The sequence below is a fragment of the Aestuariivirga sp. genome (assembly GCF_041738905.1).
GTDB lineage: Bacteria > Pseudomonadota > Alphaproteobacteria > Rhizobiales > Aestuariivirgaceae > Aestuariivirga.
This window is the reverse complement of sequence record NZ_JBGSOZ010000198.1, coordinates 1-12650: the sequence shown is the minus strand read 5'-3', so window position 1 is coordinate 12650 and position 12650 is coordinate 1. Positions and strand designations below refer to the sequence as shown.

The 12650-nt window shown below is 62.2% G+C and carries 10 protein-coding genes; 2 read left to right on the top strand and 8 right to left on the bottom strand.

Annotated features, from left to right (window positions below; all coding sequences use genetic code 11):
• The first annotated feature begins 24 nt into the window (after positions 1-24).
• Complete coding sequence (locus ACEW8Q_RS19140) at positions 25-861, top strand: arylamine N-acetyltransferase (protein WP_373505662.1); 837 nt, start codon at positions 25-27, stop codon at positions 859-861.
• A 56-nt stretch (positions 862-917) separates the two neighbouring features.
• On the opposite strand, the gene ACEW8Q_RS19135 is transcribed toward ACEW8Q_RS19140, so the two are convergent.
• From ACEW8Q_RS19135 to ACEW8Q_RS19100, 8 genes are all read right to left on the bottom strand, one after another.
• Positions 918-1901, bottom strand: a complete 984-nt coding sequence (locus tag ACEW8Q_RS19135) for a hypothetical protein (protein WP_373505661.1) — start codon at positions 1899-1901, stop codon at positions 918-920.
• A gap of 194 nt (positions 1902-2095) precedes the next feature.
• On the bottom strand, positions 2096-2746 hold the full coding sequence (locus ACEW8Q_RS19130) for a DsbA family oxidoreductase (protein ID WP_373505660.1): 651 nt from the start codon (positions 2744-2746) through the stop codon (positions 2096-2098).
• 2 nt (positions 2747-2748) lie between these two features.
• Positions 2749-4191 (bottom strand): acyl-CoA synthetase, encoded by a 1443-nt coding sequence (locus ACEW8Q_RS19125; RefSeq protein WP_373505659.1) that lies wholly within the window; start codon positions 4189-4191, stop codon positions 2749-2751.
• A complete protein-coding gene (locus ACEW8Q_RS19120; protein WP_373505658.1) occupies positions 4188-5972 on the bottom strand; it encodes an extracellular solute-binding protein in 1785 nt (594 codons plus the stop codon). Before ACEW8Q_RS19120 ends, ACEW8Q_RS19125 begins: the two co-directional genes overlap by 4 nt.
• Before the next feature lie 95 nt (positions 5973-6067).
• Positions 6068-7498, bottom strand: coding sequence for a homospermidine synthase (locus ACEW8Q_RS19115; protein ID WP_373505657.1), 1431 nt, complete (start codon positions 7496-7498; stop codon positions 6068-6070).
• 156 nt (positions 7499-7654) lie between these two features.
• Entirely contained in the window at positions 7655-7873 is a 219-nt protein-coding gene (locus ACEW8Q_RS19110) for a hypothetical protein (RefSeq protein ID WP_373505656.1), read from the bottom strand.
• 12 nt (positions 7874-7885) lie between these two features.
• A complete protein-coding gene (locus tag ACEW8Q_RS19105; RefSeq protein WP_373505655.1) occupies positions 7886-9322 on the bottom strand; it encodes an ammonium transporter in 1437 nt (478 codons plus the stop codon).
• Positions 9323-9482: 160 nt separating this feature from the next.
• Entirely contained in the window at positions 9483-10007 is a 525-nt protein-coding gene (locus tag ACEW8Q_RS19100) for a hypothetical protein (protein WP_373505654.1), read from the bottom strand.
• A 143-nt stretch (positions 10008-10150) separates the two neighbouring features.
• Between ACEW8Q_RS19100 and parE the strand changes: the two genes are divergently transcribed.
• Entirely contained in the window at positions 10151-12187 is a 2037-nt protein-coding gene (gene parE / locus ACEW8Q_RS19095; RefSeq protein ID WP_373505653.1) for a DNA topoisomerase IV subunit B, read from the top strand.
• Positions 12188-12650 lie beyond the last annotated feature (463 nt).

The window sequence follows — 12650 nt, the reverse complement described above, 5'->3', positions numbered from 1 at the left end:
GAAAGCTGCTGATAGGCTGCCGGCATGCAACTCATCTCCTACCTCGACCGTATCGGATATCGCGGGCCAGTCGCTCCAACGCTGGAGTGCCTGACCGGCATCCATCGCTGTCAGGCCTTGGCCGTGCCCTACGAAAATCTGGACGTGCAACTGGGCGTGCCGGTTGGACAGGACATCGACGCCATCTTCGACAAGATCGTCACGCGGCGGCGAGGTGGCTGGTGCTACGAGATGAACGGGCTGCTCGGCTGGGCCTTGCGCGAGATCGGCTTCGATGTGGTGCGGGTCGTGGGCGGCGTTCACCGGCGGGACCGTGGCGACAGTGCGCTGGGCAATCATCTGGTCCTGCTGGTTCGGCTGGAGAAGACCTATGTCGCCGATCTCGGACTGGGCGACGGAATCCGCGAGCCGATACCGGTGGAAGAGGGCACCTTCCGGCAGGGACCTCTTGAGTTCCGCTTGGAGAACATGCCGGACGGCTACTGGCGCTTCCACAACCACAGTTTCGGAAACCCGGCCACCTCCGATTTCCGCGACGAGCCCGCCGACGAGGGCCTGCTGGCTGCCAAGGTCCGGTTTCTGCAAACGTCGCCCGAGTCGGTCTTCGTCCAGAACCTCGCCGTCGAGATGATGCGCCCGGACAGCCTGCTGACCATCACGGGCCGTGTTTTGTGCGAGAAGTCCGCCACGGGAGAGACCAAGACCGTGCTCAACTCGCCGGAAGAGATCGAAGCCGCACTCGCCAGTGACTTCGGGATTCGCAACGTGTCGATCAGGCCGATCTGGCAGAAGATTTGCGACCGCCACGTTGAAGTCTTCGGAGATGCAGGCGCAGTTGAGGAGGCCGTGGGAAAGAGTTGACACCCACTTGGCCGGTCCCTTTCTCCCATGCTGCGCGCGGGAGAAGGGAACTCACGCTAACACGCTAGCTCATGCACTTTTCTCACCAGCGCCCTGGCGCAGATGTCCCATGCGCCGAACTGTTCGATCATGCGCTTGCGGCCCAGCACATGGGCCCGCGCTTCGCCGTGAATGTGCGCCTGGCCGAGTTCCATCCTGAGATTGATGCCGCCCCCCTGGTCTGACGAGAAGTGCCAGGTGTTGCCGCCCGGATTGCATTCCAGAAAGTACAGCCTTCCGGTCTTCTGGTCCCGCATGAAGTCGACCGCCAGCAGGGGCGCATCGTGGAAGGCCGCTCCGATCTTGCGGGCCTCGGCAAGCACGTCCTCCTGAACGCGCCAGTTGCGCTGCCTGACCGAGCCCTGGATGGCGACGATCGCGTTGGCGAGCACATCGTCAGGCGCGTCCAGCGGGGGCCTCTCGGTCAGCAGTTGTCCGTAAGTTTCGTAGATTGGTTCGCCCAGGAACGTGAGCACGCGATTCCAGCCGGGATGAATGCCCGTATCGATGAAGCGCTGCACCAGATAGCCGTCCGGGTCGTGATGGATGGGGTGGTGCGGGGGAAAGTCGCCCGGCCGCAGCATCTCGGCCCGCGCCCTCCGGAACAGGTGAACGCCGTCTCCCGATGAGTTGATGCTCATGGGTTTCAGGATCACATGGGTTCCGAACGCGATGGGATCGAGATTCATGCCGAACACAAAGCGCGCGAGGGGAGGTGCTGTCGCTCCGCCGGCTTGCGCCCGCCTGGCTTGCTCCAACTTGTCGATGGCATGGTTCTTGAGCACATGCCCCCGCTTGACCTGCAGATTGTAGACTGAATTCAGCGAGACCACGAGCGTGGGGTAGCGCCATTCCGGTTCCGGAATCTGCTGCCTCGCGCGGCAATCGAGGCAGAACGTCGTGATGTTCTCGTCCAGCGCGAACACCTTGGCGGCGATTTCGAGGAAATCCGTTTCGTACTCTTTGCCGCGATGGATGATGATGAGATTCTTGCGTGTCATGGCCCGTCCGGAATACTGGCAACTGCCAGGTTGCCCCGGCGATCCCTCTCGCGTCGTCGCTCATGTCAGCGGCGCGCCATTTTGCGGTCAAGTTAAACGTCGGCATGGCGTCGATTGCAAGAGCCTCGTCCCGCGAGGTGGTCTGGTGCCTTCGATGCTTTTCCACCTTTCCCGATGCTGACGGGAAAGGGCTCTCAGGCGCTCTCCTGCAATTCCTTTGCCACCCGGCCAATCGCATCCGCCAGAACCTCGGGCGACTGTGCGCCGACCAGCGCGTAGCTCTGGCCGAGGATGTAGGTGGGGACGCCCGTGACGCCGATGGTGCTGGCGTGGGCGATTTCAGCCTTGGTCTCCTCGACGTCCTGATCGGTGGCGAGAATTTCGGCGATCTGCTGGGCGTTGATGCCGACCTCTCCGGCGCAGCGGGCCAGCACGGCGTGATCGCTGACGTCCTGGCCTTCCGCCCAGTAGGCCATGAACAGCCGCTCGGCCATCTCGTGCTGGCGCTCCACCGTATGCGACCAGCGGATCAACCGGTGGGCATCGAGCGTGTTGGGGGTGCGGGTGATGGCATCGAAATTGTAGGGCACGCCCAGCTCATCGCCCGCCGCGATCAGCGGGTCATGGATGGTCTTGAGGCGCTCAGGGCCAAACTTGTTCAACAGGTATTGCTGGCGGTCCAGCCCCTCGGGCGGAATGGTGGGGTCGAGCATGAAAGGCCGCCAGCGCACGAAGACATCGAGATCGTCGATCTGCGCCAGTGCGGCATCGAGACGGCGCTTGCCGAGGAAGCACCAGGGGCAGATGACGTCGGAGACGACGTCGATGATGAAGCGCTCGGACATTGCTACGGTCTCTCCAGCGCTTTCCGGATGAGTTTTCCGTTTGCGGTCCGCGGAAGCGCAGTCACGAACCAGATCTGTTTCGGCGCCTTATAGGCGGCAAGCCTGTCCCTGACAAACGCCAGTAGCCCATCTTCGTTGAGATTTGCTTGAGGTTGCGGGACGACGAAGGCCGCGATGATCGAGGCCGTTTCGGACACCCGCCACTCGCGCACGCCGGCATCGGCCACTCCGGGATGCTGGAGGAGGACGCCCTCGACCTCGAGCGGCGACACGCGGAAACCGCCTGCGTTCATCAGGTCATCGACACGGCCCTTGTACCAGACGTATCCATCCGCATCGATATCGGCCATGTCGCCGGTGGCGAACCAGTCTCCCGTCATGGGCTCCTCGCCCCAGTAGCGGAGCAGCAGGCCCGGATCGGCCCGGTGCACTCCGATCTGGCCATCGTCGAGGATGCGGATCGAACGTCCCGCCTGCGCCTTGCCGGGCGAACCCCGCCGTACCGGAACTGAGGGTGACGACGAAATGTAGGTCGAGATTTCGCTCATGCCCAACGCCTCGTAGATCTCCAGCCTTGTCGAGTCGTTCCAGCCATCGCGCAAGGGAAGCGCCAGCGCCTCGCCCGCCGTCAGGCCGTGGCGGAGCGTATCGCCCGGCTTAAATCCATTTCTCAGCAATTGGCGGTAAATGCCTGGAACAGAAGCCACAATTGTCGCGCCGTGGTCCTTCACAAGCCGCTCCCAAACATGCTGGTCGCGCTCTCCGATGTGAACGACAGACGTCGCGCCATTCGCGAAGGGGTCGAACAGCCCGGTCCCCAGCGTGTAGGTCCAGTTGAATGCGCCGGTGTGGAGCATCACGTCATCCGGTCCGATGCCATACCAGCCTTGATACATGGGCCGACGCCCCCAGATGGCCCGCTGGGCATGCAGCACGCCCTTGGGGCGCCCGCTCGTGCCGGATGTATAGATCAGATAGGCCGGATCATCCGACGCTGTCTCGGCATAGGCGCCGGGAGGGCCGAGTTTCAGACGCGCGAGCTTGTCGGGATTGAAGATGATGAAGCCTTCAAGCGCGGGCAGTTCCAGTTCGCCGTCCCAGGCCATGAAACGGGCACCACTGTGTTGCAGCAGCTTGCCGATCTCGATCGCCGTGAGCATGGAAGACGCCGGGATAGGCACGGCACCAATGGCATTTGCTGCAAGGAAAACAAGCGCATAGTCAAGCGAGTTGCCCATGCGGATGAACAGGCGCTCGCCACGCTCCACCCCTTGTGACCGGAAGCCCTCACCCATACGCAACACGGCATCTTCGAGTGCGCCATAGGTCCAGCGCTTCGTCTTGGCGCCCGCCACGATGAGGGCCGTTTTCTCAGAAGGTTTCCCCGAGAGACAGTGCCGCGCGAGATTGAGCCGCTCCGGCGGCCTCTCGCTCGTGAAGCTCAAGGGTTCCGCCAGAGTGCCGTTGCCTCGAAGCCGGGAAGGGGTTGCACGTCGGGGCGGCCGATATAGTTCCACCGCGCGACCCACTGGCCGCCCGCATCGAAGAACGGTACCGTGTAGAAGCCCGACATCAGCAACCGGTCCTCGGCATGGACAGCCGCCACGAACTCCTCGCGGGACTTGGCGTTGAGCATGGCCTTTATGGCGGCATCGACGGCGGGGTCCGCGATGCCGGGATAGTTGCGCGTGCCTTCGACGGTCCGGCCTTCGGAGCCGAAGTAGAGCATCTGCTCATTGCCGGGCGACAGCGAATTGAACCACGTCGCCGGGATCATGTCATAGTCATACGTCCGTTGAATGGCGGCGAACTGTGCCGAGTCCACCAGCCTCACATCCATGCTGATGCCGATGTTCCTCAGCGTGCGCTGGTAGTGCAGCGCGATCCGCTCCTGATCCTTGTTCTGCACCGAGATGGTGAAGGCGAATTGCTCTCCCGCCGCGTTGGTGAGGCCTGCGTCGGTCACCGTCCAGCCAGCCTCTGCCAGCAGCCCCACGGCCTTGCGGAGAACCTTGCGGTCGCGGCCGGAGCCATCGCTCACCGGAAGCTGATAGGTCCCATCCAGAAAGTCGGGCCGGAGTTTCGCAGCCGCGTCTCCCAGAATGGTCTTCTCCATCTCGTCAGCAGGCTTGCCCTGCGAAGAGAGTTCCGAGCCGGAGTAATATCCATAGGTGCGCTTGTAGGCGCCCGAGAACAGGTTGGCGTTGGCCCACTCGAAATCGAAGGCCATGACAAGCGCCTCGCGCACACGCGGGTCCTCGAAGATCTTGCGGCGAGTGTTGAAGGCAAAACCGGCCGCCGGAGCGGGCGATTTCTGCTCCACCTTCTCCATCGTCACCTTGCCGTCTTTTGCCGCCGGGAAGTCATAGCCCGTGGCCCAGCGGGTCGGGTCGCCCTCGATCCGGACGTCGGCCAGTCCCGACTTGAACGCCTCGAATGCGGCATTGGCATCGCGGTAATAGTCGAAGCGCACCTCGTCGAAGTTCCACAGCCCCTTCTGGAGCGGAAGATCCTTGCCCCAGTAATCAGGGTCTTTCCGGAAGATGATCGCTTCGCCCGCCTTCACCTCTGCGATCACATAAGGGCCGGAACCGGTGATCGGGTCGAGCGTGGTCTGGTCGAAGCTCTTCCCTTCCCAGAAAGCCTTGGACAGGATGGGCATGACGCCGACGATGAGCGGCAGTTCGCGGTCGCCGCCCTCCTGCGTGAAGATCACGGTGCGCTCGTCCGGGGTCTCCACCTTGCTGATCTTGGAGTAGGAACTCTTGAAGTTGGGCCGTCCCTTGTCGCGAAGCGTCTCCATGGAGAACACGATATCGGCGGCGGTAACGGGCGTGCCATCGGAGAACTTTGCCTCGGGCCTCAGCCTGAAGGTGAAGGTCTGGCGGTCATCGGAAACATCGATCGATTCCGCCAGCAAGCCATAGAGCGAGAAGGGTTCCGACCAGTTCCGGCCCAGAAGGCTTTCGAACACGTAGGTCCGCACATTCGTCGCGGCGCTGCCTTTCACGATGAAAGGGTTCACGCTGTCGAAGCTGCCGGTGATCGCCTGCCGCAATTGCCCGCCCTGTGGGGCGTCGGGATTTACATATGGCAGGTTCTTGAAATCTGCTGGCAGCGCAGGGTCGCCATGCATGGCGATGCCGTGCCTCGCCTCCGCGATGGAGAGGGACGTTGCAAACCATGTGGCCGCGATGAGGGAGGCGAGCGCGCGAATCGTTGTCATGCTTCGAAACATAGCCTCATCGTGGGTCATCCCTCCATGACCTGCGAATATGGCGATGGCCGGGCGTTACACCCGGCCATTCTGTTCGTTTCCGGTCAGCGCACGAGAATGTTCTGGAACTGCCAGGGGTCACGCCGGTCGAGGTCGGTGGCGAAGAGTTCACCCGTCGACTGCAGCGGCGTCCACTCCGTGTAGACACCGCGCACAGGCCCCAGATAGGGCTTCTGGATTTCCAAGCAGCGCTTGTAGTCCATTTCGTCAGTCTCGACGATACCGGCGTCCGGGTTCTCGATGGCCCAGACCATGCCGGTGAGCACGGACGAGGTCACCTGCAGTCCCGTGGCGCTCTGGTAGGGCGCGAGCTTGCGTGCTTCCTCTATGGAAAGCTGCGAGCCGAACCAGTAGGCATTCTTCTTGTGGCCGTAGAGCAGGACGCCCAATTCGTCTCGGCCATCCGCGATCTCGGATTCGTCGAGGATGTTCCAGTGCTTCTGGCGCTTGCCGCCCGCACCCAACAACTCGTGCCAGGAGAGAATGGCATCGTTGCACGGATGATAGGCATAGTGGCAGGTCGGCCTGTAGACCGCCTTCCGGCCTTCGCGGACGGTATAGTAGTCCGAGATCGAGATTGCCTCGTTGTGGGTGACGAGGAATCCGAAATGCGCGCCCTCCGTCGGTGTCCACGTCTTCACCCGCGTGTCCGCACCGGGCCGCTCGATGTAGATGGCCGCGCCGCAGCCCGTCTTGTGCCTTTTGGCAAGCGGCGGCAGCTTCTTCTCGTGCGTGCCCCAGCCGAGTTCGGCGGGCTGCAAGCCTTCCGCGATGAAGCCTTCGACCGACCATGTGTTGATGAAGGTTCCGAAGGGCTTCGGCACCTTGGCGCGTTGCGTGTCACGCTCGGCGATGTGGATGCCCTTCACGCCCAGCCGCTTCATCAGCTTGGCCCAGCCTTCGCGGGTCTTCGGTTCGGCTGACTTGACCTTGGTCGCGGCGGCGATGTCCATCAGCGCCTGTTTCACGAACCACGACACCATGCCGGGATTGGCGCCGCAGCACGATACGGCGGTGGGGCCGGGCCCCAGCTCGCGCTTTGCCGCCAGCAGCCCTTCGCGCAGCACATAGTTGGTGCGTTCACCGTGGGTGGCATTGGGATTGTCATAGTACCCGGCCCAGGGCTCGGCGACGGTGTCGATGTAAAGCGCGCCCGCCTCGCGCGCGAGACGCATGATGGCCACGCTGTCGACATCGACGGACAGGTTGACGATGAAGGCAGGGCCGGGGCCTGCGCTCAGCAAGGGCTTCAGCACACGCCGGTAATTCTTTGGCGTGATCGCTTCCCGGATGAAGGAAGCACCTTGCTTTTCAGCCAGCTGGCTGCGGGACGCGTCGGGGTCGATAACCGTGATCTGTCTCGGGTCGCATTTGATGTGGCGCAAGATCAGCGGTAACGTGCCCCTACCGATCGAGCCGAAGCCGATCACTACAATGGGGCCATTCCACGCGGCGTGCACGGGCCAGTTGGTCATTTCATCGGAACTCCTGTGTTTGAAGGTGAACGAAGGAGGCGCGCATATAGCGTTCGGAACCTCGCTTGAACAGCCGAATCTTTCCTGGCGATGCGTTTGTACAAGAACGGGGCACCCCTTGCGGGATGCCCCGGACTGTTTCGCCGTTGAGTAACGTCAGTAGTTGTCGATCAGCCTCTTCGCCGCGTCGCCGCGCTTGTCTGCCTCGAGTTCCAATGCGATCTCGGCGTTCTCCTGGCGGAACTGATAAACGTGAAACCAGACCCAAAAGGTAAGCCCTACAATGACCAGTAGCACTTCCGTGCCCTGGAACGGATAGATGGCGCCGATGTCCTTCAGATCGACAGCCCAGCTCGTGATTCCATTGGTTGACATGTTTGTGATCCTTTATTTGACCAAGGCGCGTTCGGTTTCGATGACTTCGGCAACGGCCTTCTCGTATTCGCGCTGGCTCGCGAAATCGAGGCCTTCGAGTTCCACCTTGCGCGGCACCCGCAGCATGCCGAAGGCGTTGAGCACCTTCGCCAGGATGTAGACCGGGATGAAGCCCAGGAAGAACATGATACAGGCGCCGATGAAGTTGCCCCACGGACTGATCGTCGCGAAGCCCTCGTAAGGCGATGAAGGCTGCCCCCACAACATGAATCCGGCGATGACCACGCCGAGGAAACCGCCATAGCCATGAACGGCGACAGCGCCCACCGCATCGTCGATCTTGAAGCGGCGCTCCACCCAGTAGTGCAGCTTGTAGGCGATGTAGGGTACGATGGCGCCAATCAGCATGGCCTGAATCGGATGATACAGGTCATTGCCGGCCGATGCGCCGATGATGCCGCACAAGCCCGCCGAATAGGTCCAGAAGGCATTGCCCTTGGAGAAGATGTAACCCGCCATCATGCCGCCGGAGAGCGACATCAGGAAGTTGAAGGTGATGGCGGAAAGCGATGTCGGCGTGAGGTAGATGTTGGTCGTGGTCCAGGTCTCGCCCGTGATCTGGCCGGCGATCGTCGCGGGCGCGATCATCGGAATGTTGCAGGCGGCGTAGAAGCCCCAGAAGCCGGTGTAGATCAGGAACAGCCCGATCGTCACCAGCCACGGATTGTGCGGCGGGATTTCGCGTGGGGTTCCGTCGGCGCGGAACTTGGCGATGCGCGGCCCGAGCACGATCAGCGTCGCGAGGGCGGCACCGCCCGCGATGGCATGGACGACGCCGGAAGCATAGGCATCATGGTAGCCAAGATACTTGACCATCCAGCCGCCGGCGCTCCAGCCCCAGGCCGCGTCGGTGATCCAAAGCACGGAGCCCAGGAGCACGGCGATGAGCCAGAAGGCGCCGGACCTGATACGCTCGATGACCGCTCCCGAGACGATCGAGGCCGTGGTGATCGAGAACAGGAGGAAGGCTGCCCAGAATACGCCATTGAGGCGGTGCCAGACCGGCGATCCATTGAGATCGGCGGGGTCCGCCGTAATGCCGGCGGCGATGTCGTTGGCGTTGGCGCCGGAAAGGCGCGCGCCCATCAGCGGGCTCCACGGCGAGGCGACCTTGTTGGGATCGTAGAACAGCGCGTCGCTGACGAAAGTGACCCAGTAGAATCCGGTGGGGAACGCGAAGTATATCCACCAGCCGAAGAAAAAGAACGTGACCGTGACGAGCGGGATCGCCATGGTGTTCTTCATCAGCGTGTGCATATGGTTGCGCCGCCGCGATGCGCCCACTTCATACATGCAGAACCCCACATGGATAAGGAACATGAACACGACGGTGACCCAGTAGTAGAACTCGGTGAAGATGACATTCACCGTACTCAGATTGTCGCCCATTGTAGTGTTTCCTCCACAGGGCCCGCCTTATTGTTTTCCCCCCAGCGAGCAGGCCCACCCCATTTGAGTCGTTTTCTGAGAGGCAACTTTTATTGCTGAGAGGAAACACCGAGGCCAGAGCAATGTCAAGGTAGCCTTCCGCGCCGCACGATGCCATTCATCAGCGGCGGGTTTCGGGCCTGAACTGGCTGAAGCACTCGCCGAGATGATGGGCGGTAAGGCCAGTACCCAAGGTCACGGCCGTGAATTCCGGAAACCCGAAGAGGCGGTTGAACCGCCCCACGAGCTTCTGATCCCAATAGACTGCGAGACCTGAGCGCTGCGGCTCGGTGAGGTCGAACTGCAGACTGTAGGAACGGCCGTTGAAGACGACTTTCCAGGCGATCGCCTCCCACGGGATCAGGTCCGGCGAAAGCCGCCGGTCCAGCAATCCTGCGTCCGAGAGCTCCAGCGCAGCGTCCGCCAAGCGCGCCACCCGCCACGAAAGCCTGGCCATGATCACCCCCGCCACCGCCAGCAGCAGTCCTCCCGCGATCAGCACCCAGGCGACGCCATTTTCCTCTCCCCCCAGCCAGCTTGAACCCACCCAGGCGAAGACCAGCCCTGACCCTGTCTCGATCACCCAGAACGGGGCAAGAATACGCGCCCAGAAGGGCTTGTTGGCGATGAGCACAGTGTCAGGCATCCCCCATGCAGGCCGATGGCGCAGCAGAATGTCAAGACTTGCTTCCGCCTGACTTTGGCCTCGATCGCCGTGGTACAAGCCGCGCCAATTGTGGAGCCGGGCCTGTATCGCCATACTGGTCTGAAACGATTCGGGAACAAAAAATGGCAAAGACCGCCAAAGCCGCCAGCCTTTTCGATGACCTGCCTGCCGCCGCGAAACCCGCCGCCGCGCCCAGGGTCTCCGCGAAATCGCGCGGCGAGGAGAGCTATACCGCCGCCGACATCGAGGTGCTGGAGGGGCTGGAGCCCGTTCGCCGCCGCCCCGGCATGTATATCGGCGGCACCGACGAGAAGGCGCTGCATCACCTCTTCGCCGAAGTGCTCGACAATGCCATGGACGAGGCGGTGGCGGGCCACGCCACATGGATCGAGGTGCATTACGCCGCCGATGGCTACCTGACCGTCACCGACAATGGCCGCGGCATCCCCGTGGACCCGCACCCCAAGTTCAAGGACATGTCGGCGCTCGAAGTCATCATGACCACGCTGCACGCGGGCGGCAAGTTCGACTCGGGCGCCTATGAAACCTCCGGCGGACTCCATGGTGTCGGGGTCTCGGTCGTCAACGCGCTCTCGGACCATGTGATCGTGGAGGTGGCACGCGGCCAGCAGCTCTACCGGCAGGAATTCCGGCGCGGCAAGCCAACGGGAAAGCTCGCCAGCCTCGGCAAGGTCTCAGGGCGGCGCGGCACCAGGGTCTCTTTCCACCCGGACGAGCAGATCTTCGGCAAGGGCAACACCACCTTCCTCGCGGCGCGGCTCTACAAGATGTCGCGGTCGAAATCCTATCTCTTCGGCGGCGTCGAGATCCGCTGGTCCTGCGACCCGTCCCTCATCAAGGACAAGGAGACGCCGGAGAAGGCGGTGCTCCATTTCCCCGGCGGCCTGAAGGACTTCCTTGAGGAGCGCCTCAACGGCCACACCCGCGTGGTGGACGAGATCTTCTCAGGCCGCGTGGAGAAGGAAGGCAGCCACGGCACGGTGGAATGGGCGGTGGCCTGGTTCGGCGGCGAGGATGGCTTCTCGTCGTCCTATTGCAACACCATCCCCACGCCCGAGGGCGGCACGCATGAGCAGGGGCTCCGCACGGCCCTCACCCGCTCGCTCAAGAACTATGCCGAGCTGTCAAACAACAAGCGCGCATCGATCGTCACGGCGGATGACGTGATGACCTCGTCGGGCGCACTCCTCTCGGTCTTCATCCGCGAGCCTGAGTTCCAGGGCCAGACCAAGGACAAGCTCGCCACCGTCGAGGCCATGCGCATTGTGGAAAACGCGGTGCGCGACCATTTCGACCATTGGCTCACCGGACACCCGGCGCAGGCCGACCGGCTGCTGAACTTCATCGTCGACCGCGCGGAGGAGCGCATCCGCAGGCGGCAGGAAAAGGAAGTGGGCCGCAAGTCCGCCGTGCGGAAGCTGCGGCTCCCCGGCAAGCTGGCGGATTGCTCGGCCACGCAGAAGGACGGCTCCGAACTCTTCATCGTGGAAGGGGACTCGGCCGGCGGCTCCGCCAAGCAGGCGAGGAACCGCGAGAACCAGGCCGTGCTGCCGTTGCGCGGCAAGATCCTCAACGTGGCGAGCGCCACCAAGGACAAGCTGGCCGGAAACCAGCAGCTGGCCGACCTCGTGCAGGCGCTGGGCGCAGGCACGGGCGCCTCATACCGCGAGGATGATCTCCGCTACGACAAGATCATCATCATGACCGATGCCGACGTTGACGGCGCCCACATCGCCTCCCTGCTGATGACCTTCTTCTACCGCCAGATGCCGCTGCTGATCGACCAGGGCCACCTCTACCTGGCCGTTCCCCCGCTCTACAAGCTGGCGCAGGGCCCCAAGGTCGCCTATGCGCGCGACGAAAAGCACCGCGAGGAACTGATGCGGACAGAGATGAGCGGCCGCGCCAAGGTGGAAGTGAGCCGCTTCAAGGGCCTCGGCGAAATGCTGCCATCGCAGTTGAAGGAAACCACCATGGACCCGAGGAAGCGCCATCTCCTCCGCGTGACCCTGGAAGACGCCCAACGCGCCGCCACCGCCAAGACCATCGAACAGCTCATGGGCAACAAGCCCGAGGAGCGGTTCAACTTCATCTCGGAACGGGCGGAGTTTGTGAGCGAGGAGGGGTTGGATATTTGAAAACCTACTTATGGGTAGCCAAGCCAGAGTCCGGCTTGCCACAACCCAACTCCAATCGTGACTATAGTTCCCAGGAAGCCGACTGCTTTAGCGGATCTACTTTCAAACATTTTATCAAGGGCAATACCAATCCCACGAGACGCGGTGTGCAACTTGCCACTCAAGAGTTTTCTGATTACAGAATAAAAAAATCCAATTTTGCACAGTGTTGAGTTGTGCATCCGAATGAACTCGTTGCGCTGAAACGCTTGAACTTCCTCTTCGCCCGTCAAAAAATATCTATGTACACCGCCATTTAGTTCCATAAGTGATTTAAGTTTGGGAGGGGATGTCCCGCTCAATGTAGAAAATTGGAGTGAGGTTGGCGTTGCTCTCCTCGAGCCGTAGGCTCGGGGTGTTCAATCCTGAATGGAGAGCAACACCATGAAGAAAGCTACCACGTCTATCGAGGCGCTTGCCAGTG